Here is a 16,057-nt window from a genome sequence, read left to right on the forward strand (position 1 = left end):
CAAGTTCATGTCTTTTTCTGACAGAAGCAGCGGGCGCCGTCGCACCGCGCACGCCGCCAGGACGGCGCTCGGCGCCTCGGCGCTCGCGCTGACGCTGCTCACCACCGCGGCCTGCGGCCCGGACAACAGCTCGGCCGACACCGCCGCCACCGCGGGCCCGGGCGCGGCGCCGAACATCGGACTGCCGGCCAACCTCGAAGACCTGAAGAAGTGGAAGTTCGACGACTGGGAGAAGTGGGCGAAGGACTACGCCCTCCCGGCCGCCGCCAAGGGCTTCTGGACGCTGGACAAGCTGCTCAAGGCCAAGCCCAACGAGCCGCTCCCGCCGCCCCCGGCCCCGCCGGCCGCACCGCCCGCCGCACCGGCGCAGCCCACCCAGGCCCCGGCGCAGCCCTCGCAGCCGGCCCAGCCCTCGCAGCCCGCCAAGCCCGCCCAGCCCTCGCAGCCGGCCCAGCCCGGGCAGCCGACGGCGCCCGGTGCGCCCACCGCCCCGGCCACCACGCCCGGCAAGCCGCCGGCCGGCCAGCCCACCCAGCCGGGGCACCCGACCCCGCCGCCCGCGCCGCCGAAGCCGTCGAACACCCAGCAGCCGGCCTCGCAGGCCCCGGCCCCGCCGGCGCAGCCCACCCAGGCCCCGGCGCAGCCGTCGCAGCCGCCGGCCGCACCCGCGCAGCCGACGCAGGCCCCGGCGCAGCCGCCCGCCCAGCCCGCGCAGCCGCCCGCCCAGCCGGCGCAGCCCGCCGACAACGGCAACGACCCGCTGCCGAAGACCGTCAACGCCCAGCCGGTCCCGCACCCGTACACCAAGGTCGCCGTGCACGGGAAGCTGTTCGCGGACGCGCCGGGCAGCGGTGCCGAGGCCGCCGCCGGGCTGAGCCACTACCAGTGCTCCGCCACCGTGGTCGCCGACCCGGCCCACCCCGGCAAGAGCAACCTGGTCTGGACGGCCGGCCACTGCATCCACCAGGGCAAGGGCGGCAAGTACTTCAGCAACATCTCCTTCATCCCGGCGTTCAACAGCACCGGCGCGCTGAGCGGCGGCAAGCAGGCCGAGGAGGCGCAGTACGCGCCGCTCGGCATCTGGAACGCCACCCAGGCGGTCACCTCGCCGCAGTGGAAGGCCGAGGGCGGGGACGGCGGTTCACCGGCCACCCAGTACGACTTCGCGATCATCCGGGTGCAGCCCGGTGAGGGCGGCAAGTCGCTGGAGGAGGCGGTCGGCGGCGCCGTGCCGGTCTGGTTCAACGCCCCGCGCGAGCAGCTCAGCATCACCGAGTACGGCTACCCGGCGGCCCCGCCGTTCGACGGCATGGAGCTCAACCGCTGCGAGAGCGGCCGGCCGACCCGGCTGTCCTACGACCCGGCCCGCCCGCCGATGCACGCCATCGGCTGCACCATGACCGGCGGTTCCAGCGGCGGCGGCTGGCTGGCGGTCAAGGACGGCAAGCCGGCACTGGTCAGCAACGTCTCGGTCGGGCAGCACACCGGTGACCCGAAGTTCCAGGCCGGACCGTACCTGGACGACGTCGCCGCCGGCGCGTACGACTTCATCTCCAAGAAGGGCTGATCCGGGCCGGGCCGACGCCCGCCGGACGCACGACGGCCGCCCCCGCACACCGAGGTGTGCGGGGGCGGCCGCATGCCCGCCCGAGGTGGCTCAGTCGGCGAACGCCGTGAGGTCCAGCGCGGCCAGCCGGTCCGGGTCGGTGAGCACGTCGATCGCCACGATCACGCCGCCCACCACGGTGAACGCCATGATCGACACCGGCCGCCCGTTCGCCCCGATCACCACGACTCCCGCCGCGCCGTTGACCAGCGCCGGCCGCGCGTACGGCGACAGGCTGCGGAACATGACCGCCTGGCCCGCGACCGTCCGGGCCCCGTTGAGCACCACCGGACGCCGCTGCTCCCGCCCGGCGGCGGCGCCGTCGGCGCGCAGCACCACGTCCGGGTCCAGCACCGCGAGCAGCGCGTCGAGGTCCCCGGTGCGGGTGGCGGCGAAGAACGCGTCGACGGCCACCCGCTGGCGGGCCAGGTCCCGGTCCGGCGCGGGCGCCCGGCCCTGCACCTTGCGCCGGGCCCGGCTGGCCAGCTGCCGGGTGGCCGCCGCCGTCTTCTCGACCAGCGGGGCGATCTCCTCGAACGGCACCGCGAACATGTCGTGCAGCACGAAGGACACCCGCTCGGCGGGCGAGAGCGACTCCAGGACCACCATCAGCGCCAGCCCGACCGAGTCGGCCAGCAGCACCTCCTGCTCGGGGTCCGGCGCGTCCGTCCGCCTGAGCAGCGGGTCCGGTATCCGCGGCGGCTCGATGTCGCCGCCCCCGCTCCCCGCCCCGATCCGGGACTCGAAGGACTCCTCGCGCCGCTGGGCCCGCGAGCGCAGCAGGTTGAGGCAGATCCGCCCGACCACCGTGGTCAGCCAGCCGCCGAGGTTCTCCACCGCGGAGGTGTCGGTGCGGTCGTAGCGCAGCCAGGTGTCCTGGACGGCGTCCTCGGCCTCGGCGATCGATCCGAGCATCCGGTAGGCGACGGCCCGCAGGTGCGGCCGGTGCGCCTCGAACGAGTCCACGTCCCCCGACCCGGCGCCCCCCGCGGTCGCGGCGTCCTCCTCCGTGTCCGCCGCGTCCGCCGCCAGAAAGTTCTCGTCCACCCGTGTCACATTCCTCTGCCGCCGTGGGTCAAAGCTCCGGAAGCACGAAGCTAGCGGGTCCGCCGGAAGCGCGGCCTCCGTTCGTCCTAGGAGTGACGATCATGACTCTCCCGACCCCGACCCACGCCCCCGTCCTCGTGACCGGTGGCACCGGCACCCTCGGCCGCCACGTCGTGCCGCTGCTGCGGGCGGCCGGCCGCGACGTCCGGGTGCTCACCCGCAACCCCCGCCCGGCCGCCGACGGCGTCGAGTACCTGGCCGGCGACCTGCTGGTGGAGGGCGGGACGGGCGTGGACGCGGCCCTCGCCGGGGTCGAGGTGGTCCTGCACCTGGCCGGCGACGCCAAGAACGACGAGGCCACCACCCGCCACCTGGTCGCCGCCGCCCGGCGGGCCGGGGTGAAGCACCTGGTGTACATCTCGGTGATCGGCGCCGACCGGGTGCCGCTCGGCTACTTCCGGGCCAAGTACGCCGCCGAGCGGGCCGTCGTCGGCTCGGGCATCCCGTGCACCGTGCTGCGCGCCGCCCAGTTCCACGACCTGACCCTCAGGACCGCGGCCGCGATGGCCAAGCTGCCGGTCGTCCCGAAGCTGGGCGGCATCCGCTGGGAGCCGGTGGACTCGCGGGACGTCGCCGAGCGCCTGGTCGAACTCGCCCTGGCCGCGCCCGCCGGGCTCGTCCCGGACCTCGCGGGCCCGGCCGTCCGCACGCTCGGCGACCTGACCCGTGACCACCTGCTGGCCGCCGGGAAGCGCCGCCCGATGCTGCCGCTGCGCGCCCCCGGCAAGGTGGGCCGCTGCTACCGGGAGGGCGCCAACCTCGCCCGGCCCGGCGCCGACCGGGGCACCCGCAGCTGGGAGGCGTTCCTCGCCGAGACCTTCCCGGCGGGCGCCGCCGGCCGACTCGGGATCAGCTGAGGTCGGCGGGCTCGCCGGTCTTCGCCGCCGCGGCCACCGCCGCGGTCGGCACCACCTTGGCGAACCGCATCGCGTGCAGCACCGTCGCGGTGGCCCGGGCGAGTTCGGCCGCCGGGAGGGTCACGCCGTCCGGGCCGGTCATGTCGAAGGCGTGCATGGCGTCGATCGGGAAGACCGTGTCGTAGCCGAGGTTGCCCGCCATCCGGGCGGTGGTCTCGTTGCACACATTGGTGATGATCCCGGCGACCACCACCTGCCGGGCGCCCCGCTCCTGGAGCCAGGCGTGCAGGTCCGGGGTGCCGTAGAAGGCGCTGTTCACCGTCTTGGTGATGTGCAGCGCGGGCTCGACCGCCGCCACGAAGTCCTTCAACGCGTAGCCGGGGGTGCCCGGTTCGAGCGGGCCGGTGGTGGAGGCGTGCTGGACGACCACGATCGGCCGTCCGGTGGCCTGCCACACGTCGATCAGTTCGCCGATCCGCTGCTCGGCCTCGGGGTTGTCGCGCTCGCCCCAGAACGCGGTGTCCTCGAAGCCCTTCTGGACGTCGATGACGACCAGGACGGCGTCGGTGTCGATGGTGAGCGGGGCGTCGAAGGCGCTGGTGTTCGTCATGCGTCCATGCTGCGGCGGGCCCGGGCGCACCCGTGAGCGGCGGTGGAGCCACCCATCGATACGATCCTGCCACTACGCTTCCCCCATGCGCACGGTGGGGTGTCTGGTCTTCGACGGGGTGCGGCCGTTCGACTACGCGGTGATCGGCGAGGTCTGGGCCGAGCGGGAGGGTCGCCCCGGTGTCCCCGCCTTCGACCTGCGGGTCTGCGGCCCGGACGGCGCCCGGGTCCGGCTCGGCGGCGGGCTGGAACGCGTCCCGGACTTCGGCCTGGACGCGCTGGCCGCCTGCGACCTGGTGGTCGTGCCCGGCGTGGAGCGGCCGGAGGAGTCGCGCGACCCGGCCGTGCTCGCCGCGCTGCGCACCGCCCACGAACGCGGCGTCACGGTCGCCTCGCTCTGCGCGGGCGCCTTCGTCCTCGCCGAGGCGGGCCTGCTGGACGGCCGCACCGCCACCACCCACTGGGCCCTCGCCGACGACCTGGCGGAGCGCTTCCCGGCGGTGGACGTACGGCCCGAGGTGCTGTTCACCGGCGAGGGCCGGCTGTGGACCTCCGCCGGGGTGGCGGCCGGCATCGACCTCTGCCTGCACCTGGTCCGCGCGGCCCACGGCGAACGGGCGGCCGCGTCGATCGCCCGCGCCATGGTCACCGCGCCGTTCCGCTCCGGCGGCCAGGCCCAGTTCATTCCCTCCCCGGTCCCGGAGCCCGCGCCCGCCGGGGACGACCCGCTCGCCCGCGTCCGCACCGAGGTCCTGGCCGCCCTCGACACCCCCTGGACCGTCCGCCGGATGGCCGCCCTCGCCCTGATGTCCGAACGCACCTTCGCCCGCCGCTTCGCCGCCGCGACCGGCACCACCCCGCTGCGCTGGCTGCTCGACCAGCGCATCCTCACCGCCCAGCGCCTCCTGGAGGACACCGACCTCCCGGTGGACACGGTCGCCGTCCACTGCGGCTTCGCCTCCGCCGTCTCCCTGCGCCCGCCGTTCACCACCCGCCTCGGCGTCCCGCCCCGCGAGTACCGCCGCACCTTCCGGGGGCGGGACGCGGGCTGACGTCCGGGGCGTCGGTGTCGCCGCCGGGCGCAATCCGACGACGGAATCCGATGGCGGAGGGCGGCGCCGGTGTGTGACGGTTCGGCCATGGGCAACTCCAGGGCGTACCCCGTCCTCCGTACCACCGACCCGGCCGAGGCGTACGCGCGGGCCGAGCGGCTGCGCGCGCTGCTGGAGACGTGCGAGGACGAGGTCTCTCTCTACGCCGAGCTGCTGACGGCCGCCGACGTCCGGCGGATGGCCGAGGTCCTGCCCGGAGCGCGTCTCGACCACCTGGACGTGCGGACCGGTCCGGAGGGGGAGTACCTCCGGTTCGATCTCGACCCGCGAACGGCGGAGGACGCCGCGCTGGAGCCGCACCTTCCCCTGAACGTCATGGTGGACGTCCCGACGGGGAGCGCGGAGGAGCGTTTCGCGGCGGCCGTCGGGCGGGGAACGGCCGCCGTCCACTGGTGCGGCCGGTGGCCGGCCGACCCGGAGACCGGCAGCGTCGGTTCGCCGCAGTACGACGGCGTCCAGATCGTGTTCCACGGTGATCGGTCCCAGTGGGGCGGCTGGGCCGAGCACCACACCGTCTTCGTCCATGTGAGCAAGTTCGGCGACGAGCCCCGGGCACGGAAGCTCGCCGCCGCCATCGGCAGCGAGGTCCTCGGCGAGGCCCAGCTCGGCTGGTGACGCCGGTCCTCAGTCGCGCCCTGCCGCGCCCTCGATCCTCGGGGCGAGGCCGTCGAGCAGGGTGCCGAGGCCGGATTCGAAGAGGGTGTCGAGGTCGAGGTCGTAGCCCTCGTCCAACTCGGCCGTCAGGCGGGTGAAGACCGGGAAGCGGGCCGCGGCGGCGCGGGTGTCGAAGGCGGCGAAGCGGGTGTCGGTCCACTGGTCGCCGGTGAGGCCGGTGGCTGCCTGGGCCCGGGCCTCGCGTTCGAGGTTGGCGGCGAGGCCCTCGATGTAGCTGTAGAAGAGCACGTGGATGTCGAGGACGGTGGCGGCCGGGAGGCCGTGGCCGTCGAGGGCGGCGAGCGCCCACTCGGCATGGGTGAGCAGGTTGGGCAGCAGCAACGGCCGGGTGACGGGGCCGAGTTCGGCGAGCCAGGGGTGGCGGCGGAACAGCGACCACAGGGTGCGGGCGCCGAGTTCGAGCCGGGGGCGCCAGCCGGCGGGCGGGTCGGCGGGGTAGCCGGCCTCGCCGAAGGCGGCGTCGGCGGCGAGCAGGACGAGTTCGTCCTTGCTGGTGACGTACCGGTAGGCGGTCATCGGGGCGACGCCGAGCCGGGCCGCGACGGCGCGCATGGACAGGGCGGCGAGCCCTTCCGCGTCGGCGATCCCCAGGGCGGCCGCGACCAGCCGCTCGCGGCTCAACTCGCCCTCTTCGGAGGATGGTTGATGAGCGGGGGCGGTGGGGGCGGCAGCGGCGACCACGGTGCCCACCCGGGGCCGGGCCTCGACCAGGCCCTCCGAGCGGAGCACCGTGAGTGCCTTGGTCGCGGTGGCGAGGGCCACGCCCCAGTCCTGCGCGAGCCGCCGGTTCGAGGGGACGCGCGCGCCGGGGGCGAGTTCGCCGGTGGTGATCCGGCGGCGGAGGTCGGCGGCGATGCGCCGGAACGGCGGGTCCGTCTCGGGTGCCACGGCGGCGCCCTCCTGTTCGGGAAATTCTCGGCGGCCGCGCCCGGCCTGTACTAGCGCAGACGCTACCAGGGGAAGCGGCCCGGAAACGCCCGCTGTACTAGCTCAGAAACGGCTCTGACCTGCGGTTTCGAGGCTTGCGGAGCTCTGCATGTACAGCGTACGTTCAGAGCGTTCACGGCGGAAGGCGCCGTACCGGGCCCAACGAACCAGGGGAGCAACCATGCAGAACGTCCTCGTCTCCGGCGGCGGCATCGCCGGCACCGCCCTCGCCCACTGGCTGGTCCGCCTGGGCTTCGCCCCGACCGTCGTCGAGCTGGCCCCCGGCCCGCGCTCCGGCGGCCAGGCCGTCGACATCCGGGGCGTCGCCCTCGACGTGATCGAGCGGACCGGCCTCACCGAGCAGGTCCGCGCCGTCCGCACCCGGATGCGCGGCATGTCCGTGCTCGGCCCCGACGGCACCGAGCTGCACCGCTCGGAGGAGGCCACCTACAGCAGCGGCCGACTCGACAGCGAGGACGTCGAACTGCTGCGCGGCGACCTGATGGAGATCCTGCACGGCCACGCCCCGGCGGGCATCGAGTTCGTCCACGGCGACAGCATCACCTCGCTCCACGAGGACGAGCACGGGGTGCACGCCACCTTCGCGCACGGGCAGCCGCGGACCTTCGACCTGGTGGTGGGCGCCGACGGTCTCCACTCCCGGGTGCGGCGGCTGGTCTTCGGCCCGGAGGCGGACTGCCTCAGCCCGCTCGGCACCCAGGTGGCGATCTTCGCCGCCGACAACTTCCTCGGCCTGGAGGACTGGCAGGTCTGGCAGCGCGACGGCGACGCCGGCTACGGCATCTACCCGGTCCGCGACAACACCGAGCTGCGGATCGTCTTCGGCTGGGCCGGCGACACGCCCGTCGAGCGCGACCCCGCAGCGGCCCGGAGGACGGTCGCCGAGCGGATGGCCGAGCTGCCCTGGGAGCGGACCCGGCTGCTGGACGCCCTGCACCGCTCGACCGACTTCTACGCGGACGTGATGGCGCAGGTCCACCTGGACTCCTGGTCGGCCGGCCGCACCGTCCTGCTCGGCGACGCGGGCTACTGCGCCTCGCCGCTCTCCGGCCAGGGCACCAGCCTGGCCCTGGTCGGCGCGTACGTCCTCGCCCAGGAGCTCGGCCGGGCCCGGGACGCCGGCGCCGGGCGCGACGCCGGCACCGGCACCGGCACCGGCACCGGCACAGGCACCGGACGTGACACCGGCACTGGCATTGGCACCGGACACCGTGCGGCCTACGAGCGCTACGAGCGCCGGATGCGCCCCTTCGTCACCCTCAACCAGGCCCTCGCCACCGAGAACCCCGGCGGCCCGGCGGCCGAGGAGTCCGTCGAGCGGGCGAAGAACGCGATCGACCTGGACGCCGCGTAGCACGCCGCGCCCGGGCCCGGCGCGGGGTGCGCGTGACCGGGACCGGTCCCCGGCCCGATACCCTTTGGTTCCATGACCGAGGTTTCCCGTCCCGTCCGCGTCCGTTTCGCTCCGAGCCCCACCGGCATGTTCCACGTCGGCGGCGCCCGCTCGGCGCTGTACAACTGGGCGACGGCACGACAGCAGGGCGGTGTCTTCGTCCTGCGGATCGAGGACACCGACGCAGCCCGCAACAAGCCCGAGTGGACCGACGGCATCATCAGTGCCCTCGCCGCGATCGGGATCCACGAGGGCGACCCGGCCTTCGAGGGCCCGTACTTCCAGTCCGCCAACGCCGGCACCCACCGCGCCGCCTCCGAGAAGCTGTACGCGGCCGGCCGTGCCTACTACTGCGACTGCACCCGCGAGCAGACCGCCGAGCGCACCGGCTCCGCCCAGACCGGCTACGACGGCTTCTGCCGCGAGCGCGGCCTGGAGTACGCCGAGGGCCGGGCGCTGCGCTTCCGCACCCCGGACGAGGGCGCCACCGTAGTGGTCGACCTCATCCGCGGCGAGCCGGCCTTCCCGAACTCCGCGATCGAGGACTTCGTCATCGCCCGCGGCGACGGCAGCCCGGTGTTCCTGCTCGCGAACGTGGTCGACGACCTGGAGCAGGGCGTCACGGAGGTCATCCGCGGTGAGGAGCACCTCTCCAACACCCCGAAGCAGCAGCTGCTGTGGGAGGCCCTCGGCGCCACCCCGCCGGTCTGGGCGCACCTGCCGGTGATCGTCAACGAGAAGCGGCAGAAGCTGTCCAAGCGCCGCGACAAGGTGGCGCTGGAGGACTACCTGGCCGAGGGCTACCTGCCCGAGGCGATGGTGAACTACCTGATGCTGCTGGGCTGGGGCCCGAAGGACGACGTCGAGATCCGCCCGTACGCCGAGCTGGAGCAGCTGTTCAGCATCTCCGAGGTGAACGCCGCCTCGGCCTTCTTCGACGTGGCGAAGCTGCGCTCGTTCAACGGCGAGTACATCCGCGCCCTGTCGGTGGACGAGTTCATCGCCGCCTGCGCGCCGTACCTGGCCGCCGACCGCGCCCCGTGGCCGGCCGAGGCGTTCGACGCCAAGGCGTTCGCCGAGCTCGCCCCGCTGGCGCAGTCCCGGATCGCGCTGCTGAGCGAGATCGTCGAGCAGGTCGACTTCCTGTTCCTGGCGGAGCCGGTCCAGCACGAGCAGTCCTGGGCGAAGGCGATGAAGGACAAGGACGGCGCGCTGGCCCTGCTGCGCACCGCCCGCGAGAAGCTCGCCGCCGTCGAGGCCTTCGAGGCCGAGCCGCTCAAGGCCGAGCTGGAGGCCGTCGCGGCCGAGCACGGGCTGAAGCTGGGCAAGGCACAGGCGCCGATCCGGGTCGCGGTCACCGGCCGCACCGTGGGTCTGCCGCTGTTCGAGTCGCTGGAGGTGCTGGGCCGCGAGCGGACCCTGGCCCGCCTGGACGCGGCGGCGGAGCGTCTGGCCGGCTGACGCCGGAGCCGTTCCGTACGGGCCGCACCCCCACGTCGGGGGTGCGGCCCGTCGTCGTTCCCGGGGCCGCTCCACTTTGAAATTGACCCATGATTCTGCTGCTGGAATGCACCCCTCAGCCGGTCGATCCGGTCAATAGAGTGATCATCACAAGGCGACGGCAGGGGAGCCGGAGCCGCCCGAGACGGGGAGAACCACCATGAACGCCGGCCTGATCAAGCCCATCCTGACCCGCGCCGCCACCGCCGAGACCACCAGCGACCCGAGCAGCGTGATGACCCTGCTGGCCGACCACGGCACCGACGGCAGCCCGGTCACCAGCTACCGGTCCACCTTCGCGAAGGGCGCGGTCGGCGCCCCGGCCCACTTCCACACCCGGGCGTCGGAGCTGTTCTTCGTCATCGGCGGCAAGCTCCAGGTCCTGCTGGACGAGAAGGTCGAGACCCTGGAGAGCGGCGACTTCCTGCTCGTCCCGCCGCACACCCCGCACGCCTTTGCGGCCGCGCCCGGGTCGGAGGCCGACGTGCTGTTCGTCTTCACCCCGGGGATGCCGCGCTTCGACTACCTGCGCCTGCTCGGCCGGGTGATGCGGGGCGAGGCGAGCCCGCAGGAGATCAAGGACTCCTCCGAGCTCTACGACAACCACTACGTCGACAGCCCGCTGTGGCGCGCCACCCTGGAGGCCGCGGCCGGGAAGTGACGCTCAGACCGTCACGAGTCTCGGCGACCGGCCGAAGACCAGCTCGGTGAACCCGGGGGCGGGGGAGATCACCACCCAGACGAACTTGCCGATGCCGCCGGCGCGGGGGCAGCAGCCCCAGCGCTCGGCGAGTTCGTCGACGAGGAGCAGGCCGCGGCCGTGCTCGTCCTCGGGGGCGACGGAGGGGCGGAGGACGGGGCGACCGGCGCCGGCGTCGTGCACTTCCAGCCGGAGCCGGTCGGCGACGACGGCGAACCGGACTTCCACGAGGCGGTCCGGCGGCGCGTCGCTGTGCCGGACGGCGTTGGTGACGAGTTCGCCGAGCAGCAACTCTCCGATGTCGGAATAGCGTTCGCCGCGAGGAAGGCCCGCCAGGTAGGCCCGGAGGAACGAGCGGGCGAGGGGGGCCGAGTCGTTCCGGGAGGGAAGGCGGGCGGCGAACTCGCGGGGCCGGCGGGGGATGCGGAGACAGGGCATGGCGAAGCCTTCGGGTGAGAGGGGGGAGTGGAACGGGCTCGCGAATGGGGCGCGATATTCACGCTGCGCAAGGAGAAGATTGCGTTCCGCCACAATCATCGGCTCCCGCCGGGTACGGTGACGACCAAATCGCAGTGCGGGACGTGTGCGGCACGTGAGGGGACCGGTCATGGCACACCGGAGGAGCAAGCTCGAACCGACCGCGAGTTCGGCGGTGATGTTCGGCGAGGAGCTGCGGTTCTACCGGGAGCTGGCCGGCTACACGCAGGAGGAGCTGGCCAAGCTCCTGCACTGCGACCGCACGGTGCTGACGCGCTGCGAGAGCGGCAAGCGCCGGATGCAGCCCGAACTCGTCGAGGATGCAGACCGGTTGTTGAACACCGGTGGGCTGTTGAAGCGCCTCTGGGACCGGGTGGACTGGAATGCGGAGATCGAGCACCCGGACTGGTTCCAGGAGCACGTCGAGATGGAGGCGGAGGCAGTCGGCCTCCGGGTGTTTCAGTGCTCCGTCATGCATGGCCTGTTGCAGTGCCCCGCGTACGCGAAGGCGGTCTTCGAAGCGAGTGATGCGGCAGGCAATCCGGCCCTGATCGAGGAGCGGACTTCGGCTCGGCTGGGCAGGCAGAAGCGCTTTCTCGACCCCGAAGGCCCTTTGCTCGTGGTCATCCTGGACGAGAGCGCCATTCGAACCGTCTATGGCGGACCTGGCGTGATGCGGCGCCAGCTGGAGCACGTGCTGGCCCTTGCCGAGCAGCCCAACATCGTCATCCAGGTCGCGCCGTTCGCCGATCGGCGGACGATCATCGACAAGTCCATGGTGCTGCTGGAGATGCCTGACGGCCAGCACTGGGTCTACTCGGAGAGCCTCGATCACGGCCATCCGAGCAATGTTCCGACCATCGTTTCGAGTCATCAGCGCAGCTATGATCGCCTCCGCGGGGAAGTGCTCTCGACGGACGACTCGCTCGCGCTGATTGCCGGGGCGCTGGAAGGGTTCAGATATGACGAGGAACACGCTCGGCACCGCCGAGTGGCGCAAGAGCAGCTACAGCGGCGGCAACGGGGGCGATTGCATCGAGGTGGCCCTCACGTCCCCTTCCCTCGCCGTCGTCCCGGTGCGTGACTCGAAGGACCCCTCCGGGCCGGTGCTCCTCTTCCCTTCCGCTGCTTGGGAGTCCTTTGTCTCCGCTCTTCGGGACGGTTCCTTCCCGGTTGGTTAGGACCACTCCCGGGGATGGAGCGCCCGTGCGATGGAGGAGTCCCACTGTGGAGCAGGTCGTGACGCCCGAGTGGCGCAAGAGCAGCTACAGCGGGCCCGACGGGGGCGATTGTGTTGAGGTGGCCCTCGCGTCCCCTTCCCCCGGCGTCGTCCCGGTGCGTGACTCCAAGGATCCCTCCGGGCCGGTGCTCCTCTTCGCCTCTGCTGCGTGGGGCTCCTTCCTCTCTGCGCTCCGGGACGGGTCACTCCCGTTTGGTTAGGACCACCCTCGGGGATGGGCTAGCCGCGCTCTGAACGTTGATGCGATGGAGGAGTTCCGCCATGGAGAACGTCGTGATGCCTACTTGGCGCAAGAGCAGTTACAGCGCGGACCACGGGGGTGAGTGTGTCGAGGTGGCCGTTGTGTCTCGTGCTGCTGGCGTTGTTCCAGTGCGTGACTCGAAGGACCCCTTCGGGCCGGTCCTCCTCTTCCCCTCCGCCGCCTGGTCTTCCTTCCTCTCCGCCCTCCGGGACGGGTCACTCCCGGTTGGTTAGGACCACCCCTGGGCATGGGCTACTATTTACCCATCACCCAGTTGCGCGGGTGGCGGAATAGGCAGACGCGCTGGATTCAGGTTCCAGTGCCCGAAAGGGCGTGGGGGTTCAACTCCCCCCTCGCGCACACAGAGAACGGCCGGTCGGATCCTCGGATCCGACCGGCCGTTCCAGTTTCCGGATGTACGGATCGCCCCTCACGACACCGTGAGGGGCGATCCGCGTTCGTGCCGGTCGGTGGTGTGCGGGGTTGCGGGGTTGTCGGCCGGGCGCCGCCGGGTTGCTTCAGCGCGACGTTGCGGCCGCCGCTTCGTGGAGGGGCCACCGGGGTCCGTCGTCCGGGTCGGCCAGCCAGGCGAACTGCCTCTCGGGGGTGACCGTGATGCCGTACTCGTACGGGTCCGGCCGACCGTGTTCCTCCCACTGCTTCCAGGCCTGCAGTACCTCGTCGCCGATCCGCCGCCCGCCACCCTGGAACAGCACGCTCCCGCCGGCGGCGTCGGCGGAGAACATGGCCCACGCGGCCACGCCGTCGTGCACCCACGCGCTGACGCCGTCCTCGTCGCGGCCGGTGAGGACCACCGCGTCCGGGACGGCCACCCGCAGTGCGAACCGTAGATCCCAGTCCGATTCGAGCGGGGCGAGGTCGCGGTCGACCGACCTCTCCGTCTCGGCCGGTCTCTCGCCGCGCACCGCCCGGTACCCGGTCGGCCCGGCCGCCGGTGGCGCCGGAGCGGTGCGGTCCGCCATGAACTGGGCCAGGCCCTGCACATGGCCGGAGGCATGGCGTCCACCGGCGGCGACGGTGAGGGCGACGTGCCCGAGCCGGCCCCAGGGGTAGACGATCCGTCCGCCCGGTCCGGTGGCCTCGATCCACGCCCACGGCACGCGCTCGACCGCGTAGGTGGCGATGACCCGGTCGAACCGGCCGCCACCGGGGGCGGCGGTGGTGGCGTCCGCGGTGAGCGTCTCCACGTCCAGGCCGGCGGCCGCCAGCCGTTCCCGGGCGAAGGCGGCGAGGTCCGGGTCGATCTCGGTGGAGACCACCCGCCCGGGCCCGGCCCGCCAGGCCGCGAGCGCGGCGTTCCAGCCCTGCCCGCCGCCGATGTCCCACACCCGGTGCCCGGACTCCAGTTGCAGCGAGTCCAGCATGTCCACCACCACCCCCTGGGCGGAGAGGCTGGAGGACGGCAGCCCGCCCGAGACCTGGGTGACGGCAGCTGCGTCCTGGCTCGCGTACAGCTCGTCAGCCCAGCCGTCCGGGTCGGCGTGCCGGTCGACGGCCGCGTAGGCGTGTCCGTCCCACCGCCACAGCCGGTCCGGCGCGAACCCGTCCCTCGGCAGCGCGGCCACGGCCTCACGTAGCCACGGCGAGCGCTCCGGCCAGTCCCCGCGCGCGGTCATGGCCTCGTCCATGACCGCGCGCCGCTTCGCCAGATCCACCGTCAGTCCTTCTTCGGTTTGCCGCGGTGCTTCCCGTCGCTGCCCGGATCAGGCCTCGGCACCTGCCCGTCGGCGTTCCCCGGAACCGCCTCGCCCTTACCCGGGTCCGGCGGCGGCTTCTCGTGCGATCCCATCAGCAGGTTGCCCTTTCGTGTACCGCATACCGACCCCGTCATCCTCACCGACCCGCGCTTGCAGGGGTAGGAGGCGTGGAAGCACCCACGGGGGCGTGCGGGCGCCCGCCCGGACTGTCGTGCATCAGCAGGTTTCATCCGACCTGGGAAATGATCTTTGGGGTCGCGGGAACGACCGCGTCACCGAGCAGGCAACGCTGCAGGTCAATGGATTCTGTCGGGTGGCCGTTCTGTTTCTACCCTAGAGCTGTCAGCGCGGCCTACTCGCCCGGGTCGGGACCGGTGTAGGCCGGGGAGCGAAAGAGACGGCGGAACGCGTCGCGGCCGTGGTGCCGGTCGAGCCGGGCAGTGAGGGCGGACGTGTCGCCGCTGATCATGGCGGCGACTATGAGCCTGTGCAGGGTCTCGGCGTCGGCGCCGCCCACCTCGGCGAGGAAATGCTGGTACCGCGTCCCAACGCCGTGTTCGTACCCGGTCATGGCCTGGTGGAACGGGGTGGCGATGCCGGGGGCGGAGTGTTCCAGGTCGGCCGGCTCCAGTCGTCCCGTGGTGTCGCGGAAGGCCGGCCGATCAGGCGGAGCGATCTGCTGGGTCAGGCCGAGACGGTCGGCCACCGTGGCGGCAATGGTCCGGGCCTCCCGATCGGTCGCCCCCTCCATCACGGTTCCCAGGTTCCGGGTCGAAGAAGTGCCGTCCGCGTCGGGTGCCGAGTACGTCCGCCCATGGGAGTCGCGCCAGTTGATCCCGTACCGGCTCCGGACCACCTGCCCGCCGTGGAGCCGGTACTCACGGAACGACCCCCAATGCAGGCAGTCGTGGGAGTAGGAGCGCAACAGGTCGAGTGCCACCAGTTCCGGCGACGCCAACCGCGGATCACTCAGCAGCCCGTACCGGGTGATCACCGACGCCAACTGCACGTGCCGGTAGCCCTGGTTCGGGTGGTGGAAGCCGCCGAAGGCATCGGGCCGGGTCGAGCGCACCCCGACCCACACCCGATCGATCGGCAACAGCTGGTTCAGGCCCAACTCCCGGTAGCGGTCGGCCAGTAGATCCGCTCCTTGCCGGAAGACCTCCCTCGCAGCCTGGTCCTCCCAGGTGTCCAGCACCCAGTGCAGCAGACTGAACGCGATGTGCGGGTGCGCCTGGTCCAGGGCGGTGGCCGCCCGCCGCGCGGCCAGCAGATGCGCCAGCTCCGCGCGCTCGGCCGGGTCTCCGGCCAGGTGCTCGTTCGGCCCCAGGTACGAGGGCGTGAGCGAGCGTCCGAGAGTCAGGGTCGCCGCCGACCGATCAGCTGCCGGTGCGACTCCTGCACTCCCTCGGGAAGGTCGTCCGGTGAGAACCATCGAGCCTCCAGGATCTCGAACGAGTCCACCTTGATCTGTCCGCTGACGTACAGCGCCTCGTAGGCGACTTCGACGCGCAGCTTGTATCCGCTCGTCAGGTGCGCCAGTTCGCACACCTTCACCGTGAGCCCGGTCTCCTCCCGAACCTCACGGACGATCGTCTCTTCGAAGCTCTCGCCCTTGTTCGCGTAGCCGGTGGGCAGCCCCCACTGCCGACCCTCCGGCCACATCCGGTGTTTCAGGAGCAAGACCTGGTCTTCGTCGTCGCGGACGATGCCCGTGACCCCGACCATGAACTTCGAGTGCCACAGCCACAGAACGCGCCACTGCATCGGGCCCCGGATGATCCGCCAGAGCTTCGCGGCGATCTTCTTCATGGGTTCGCCCCTTCGTTGGTGGTCACTCCCGCGCGCCGCTCGCGCGGTCGGCCCACGATCCC

The 16,057-nt window shown here is 72.7% G+C and carries 18 protein-coding genes and 1 tRNA gene; 12 read left to right on the forward strand and 7 right to left on the reverse strand.

All coding sequences use genetic code 11. The features are described 5' to 3' along the window. Positions 1 to 7: 7 nt before the first annotated feature. A complete protein-coding gene (locus ACW14Y_RS28310; protein ID WP_380299818.1) occupies positions 8 to 1,567 on the forward strand; it encodes a trypsin-like serine peptidase in 1,560 nt (519 codons plus the stop codon). 90 nt (positions 1,568 to 1,657) lie between these two features. Here ACW14Y_RS28310 and ACW14Y_RS28315 read toward each other — a convergent pair whose 3' ends face one another. Continuing rightward, on the reverse strand, positions 1,658 to 2,572 hold the full coding sequence (locus ACW14Y_RS28315) for a sigma-70 family RNA polymerase sigma factor (protein WP_380392696.1): 915 nt from the start codon (positions 2,570 to 2,572) through the stop codon (positions 1,658 to 1,660). Positions 2,573 to 2,754: 182 nt separating this feature from the next. Here ACW14Y_RS28315 and ACW14Y_RS28320 point away from each other — a divergent pair, with 182 nt between their 5' ends. Beyond that, positions 2,755 to 3,570, forward strand: a complete 816-nt coding sequence (locus tag ACW14Y_RS28320) for an SDR family oxidoreductase (protein WP_456983755.1) — start codon at positions 2,755 to 2,757, stop codon at positions 3,568 to 3,570. Here the strand turns inward: ACW14Y_RS28320 and ACW14Y_RS28325 are convergent. Further along, a complete protein-coding gene (locus ACW14Y_RS28325) occupies positions 3,563 to 4,180 on the reverse strand; it encodes a cysteine hydrolase family protein (RefSeq protein WP_456983757.1) in 618 nt (205 codons plus the stop codon). The genes ACW14Y_RS28320 and ACW14Y_RS28325 overlap by 8 nt on opposite strands. An 85-nt stretch (positions 4,181 to 4,265) precedes the next feature. Between ACW14Y_RS28325 and ACW14Y_RS28330 the strand changes: the two genes are divergently transcribed. Beyond that, the gene (locus ACW14Y_RS28330) at positions 4,266 to 5,231 is read left to right on the forward strand and encodes a GlxA family transcriptional regulator (protein ID WP_380299814.1); all 966 of its coding nucleotides are present in this window, start codon (positions 4,266 to 4,268) and stop codon (positions 5,229 to 5,231) included. Positions 5,232 to 5,318: 87 nt separating this feature from the next. Next, positions 5,319 to 5,906 carry a hypothetical protein gene (locus tag ACW14Y_RS28335; RefSeq protein ID WP_456983758.1) on the forward strand — a complete coding sequence of 196 codons (588 nt, stop codon included), beginning with the start codon at positions 5,319 to 5,321 and terminating at the stop codon, positions 5,904 to 5,906. A gap of 9 nt (positions 5,907 to 5,915) precedes the next feature. On the opposite strand, the gene ACW14Y_RS28340 is transcribed toward ACW14Y_RS28335, so the two are convergent. Then, complete coding sequence (locus ACW14Y_RS28340) at positions 5,916 to 6,854, reverse strand: TetR/AcrR family transcriptional regulator C-terminal domain-containing protein (protein WP_456983760.1); 939 nt, start codon at positions 6,852 to 6,854, stop codon at positions 5,916 to 5,918. A gap of 220 nt (positions 6,855 to 7,074) precedes the next feature. Here ACW14Y_RS28340 and ACW14Y_RS28345 point away from each other — a divergent pair, with 220 nt between their 5' ends. The 3 genes from ACW14Y_RS28345 (at position 7,075) to ACW14Y_RS28355 (ending at position 10,468) form a co-directional block, all read left to right on the forward strand. Beyond that, complete coding sequence (locus ACW14Y_RS28345) at positions 7,075 to 8,268, forward strand: FAD-dependent monooxygenase (protein WP_456983761.1); 1,194 nt, start codon at positions 7,075 to 7,077, stop codon at positions 8,266 to 8,268. Between the two features lie 126 nt (positions 8,269 to 8,394). Next, on the forward strand, positions 8,395 to 9,768 hold the full coding sequence (gene gltX, locus ACW14Y_RS28350) for a glutamate--tRNA ligase (protein ID WP_266274692.1): 1,374 nt from the start codon (positions 8,395 to 8,397) through the stop codon (positions 9,766 to 9,768). A gap of 199 nt (positions 9,769 to 9,967) precedes the next feature. Then, positions 9,968 to 10,468, forward strand: coding sequence for a cupin domain-containing protein (locus ACW14Y_RS28355; RefSeq protein WP_456983762.1), 501 nt, complete (start codon positions 9,968 to 9,970; stop codon positions 10,466 to 10,468). Positions 10,469 to 10,471: 3 nt separating this feature from the next. Here the strand turns inward: ACW14Y_RS28355 and ACW14Y_RS28360 are convergent, their stop codons facing one another. After that, positions 10,472 to 10,945: an ATP-binding protein gene (locus tag ACW14Y_RS28360; RefSeq protein ID WP_380299810.1), complete on the reverse strand. Its 474-nt coding sequence runs from the start codon at positions 10,943 to 10,945 to the stop codon at positions 10,472 to 10,474. Positions 10,946 to 11,114: 169 nt separating this feature from the next. Here ACW14Y_RS28360 and ACW14Y_RS28365 point away from each other — a divergent pair, with 169 nt between their 5' ends. The 5 genes from ACW14Y_RS28365 (at position 11,115) to ACW14Y_RS28385 (ending at position 12,825) form a co-directional block, all read left to right on the forward strand. Continuing rightward, a complete protein-coding gene (locus ACW14Y_RS28365) occupies positions 11,115 to 12,068 on the forward strand; it encodes a helix-turn-helix domain-containing protein (RefSeq protein ID WP_380392691.1) in 954 nt (317 codons plus the stop codon). Next, the gene (locus tag ACW14Y_RS28370) at positions 12,025 to 12,165 is read left to right on the forward strand and encodes a DUF397 domain-containing protein (RefSeq protein ID WP_380392693.1); all 141 of its coding nucleotides are present in this window, start codon (positions 12,025 to 12,027) and stop codon (positions 12,163 to 12,165) included. Before ACW14Y_RS28365 ends, ACW14Y_RS28370 begins: the two co-directional genes overlap by 44 nt. 58 nt (positions 12,166 to 12,223) lie before the next feature. Then, the gene (locus ACW14Y_RS28375) at positions 12,224 to 12,424 is read left to right on the forward strand and encodes a DUF397 domain-containing protein (RefSeq protein WP_456988273.1); all 201 of its coding nucleotides are present in this window, start codon (positions 12,224 to 12,226) and stop codon (positions 12,422 to 12,424) included. Positions 12,425 to 12,500: 76 nt separating this feature from the next. Continuing rightward, complete coding sequence (locus tag ACW14Y_RS28380; protein ID WP_380392702.1) at positions 12,501 to 12,698, forward strand: DUF397 domain-containing protein; 198 nt, start codon at positions 12,501 to 12,503, stop codon at positions 12,696 to 12,698. A 43-nt stretch (positions 12,699 to 12,741) separates the two neighbouring features. After that, positions 12,742 to 12,825 (forward strand) — tRNA-Leu (locus tag ACW14Y_RS28385). 158 nt (positions 12,826 to 12,983) lie between these two features. Here the strand turns inward: ACW14Y_RS28385 and ACW14Y_RS28390 are convergent. The 3 genes from ACW14Y_RS28390 to ACW14Y_RS28400 all read right to left on the reverse strand — a co-directional run bounded on the left by ACW14Y_RS28390 (position 12,984) and on the right by ACW14Y_RS28400 (position 15,995). Continuing rightward, complete coding sequence (locus tag ACW14Y_RS28390; RefSeq protein WP_456983765.1) at positions 12,984 to 14,141, reverse strand: methyltransferase domain-containing protein; 1,158 nt, start codon at positions 14,139 to 14,141, stop codon at positions 12,984 to 12,986. Between the two features lie 394 nt (positions 14,142 to 14,535). Continuing rightward, complete coding sequence (locus ACW14Y_RS28395) at positions 14,536 to 15,381, reverse strand: hypothetical protein (RefSeq protein ID WP_456983767.1); 846 nt, start codon at positions 15,379 to 15,381, stop codon at positions 14,536 to 14,538. A gap of 161 nt (positions 15,382 to 15,542) precedes the next feature. Further along, on the reverse strand, positions 15,543 to 15,995 hold the full coding sequence (locus ACW14Y_RS28400; RefSeq protein WP_456983768.1) for an NUDIX domain-containing protein: 453 nt from the start codon (positions 15,993 to 15,995) through the stop codon (positions 15,543 to 15,545). Positions 15,996 to 16,057 lie beyond the last annotated feature (62 nt).

This window comes from Kitasatospora sp. cg17-2, from assembly GCF_054031055.1.

Excerpts from the sequence above, each read along its gene's own strand:
- ACW14Y_RS28310 (WP_380299818.1), top strand. The coding sequence starts at position 8 with ATGTCTTTTTCTGACAGAAGCAGCGGGCGCCGTCGCACCGCGCACGCC.
- ACW14Y_RS28320 (WP_456983755.1), top strand. The coding sequence starts at position 2,755 with ATGACTCTCCCGACCCCGACCCACGCCCCCGTCCTCGTGACCGGTGGC.
- ACW14Y_RS28325 (WP_456983757.1), bottom strand. The coding sequence starts at position 4,180 with ATGACGAACACCAGCGCCTTCGACGCCCCGCTCACCATCGACACCGAC.
- ACW14Y_RS28330 (WP_380299814.1), top strand. The coding sequence starts at position 4,266 with ATGCGCACGGTGGGGTGTCTGGTCTTCGACGGGGTGCGGCCGTTCGAC.
- ACW14Y_RS28335 (WP_456983758.1), top strand. The coding sequence starts at position 5,319 with ATGGGCAACTCCAGGGCGTACCCCGTCCTCCGTACCACCGACCCGGCC.
- ACW14Y_RS28345 (WP_456983761.1), top strand. The coding sequence starts at position 7,075 with ATGCAGAACGTCCTCGTCTCCGGCGGCGGCATCGCCGGCACCGCCCTC.
- gltX (WP_266274692.1), top strand. The coding sequence starts at position 8,395 with ATGTTCCACGTCGGCGGCGCCCGCTCGGCGCTGTACAACTGGGCGACG.
- ACW14Y_RS28355 (WP_456983762.1), top strand. The coding sequence starts at position 9,968 with ATGAACGCCGGCCTGATCAAGCCCATCCTGACCCGCGCCGCCACCGCC.
- ACW14Y_RS28360 (WP_380299810.1), bottom strand. The coding sequence starts at position 10,945 with ATGCCCTGTCTCCGCATCCCCCGCCGGCCCCGCGAGTTCGCCGCCCGC.
- ACW14Y_RS28365 (WP_380392691.1), top strand. The coding sequence starts at position 11,115 with ATGGCACACCGGAGGAGCAAGCTCGAACCGACCGCGAGTTCGGCGGTG.
- ACW14Y_RS28380 (WP_380392702.1), top strand. The coding sequence starts at position 12,501 with ATGCCTACTTGGCGCAAGAGCAGTTACAGCGCGGACCACGGGGGTGAG.
- ACW14Y_RS28400 (WP_456983768.1), bottom strand. The coding sequence starts at position 15,995 with ATGAAGAAGATCGCCGCGAAGCTCTGGCGGATCATCCGGGGCCCGATG.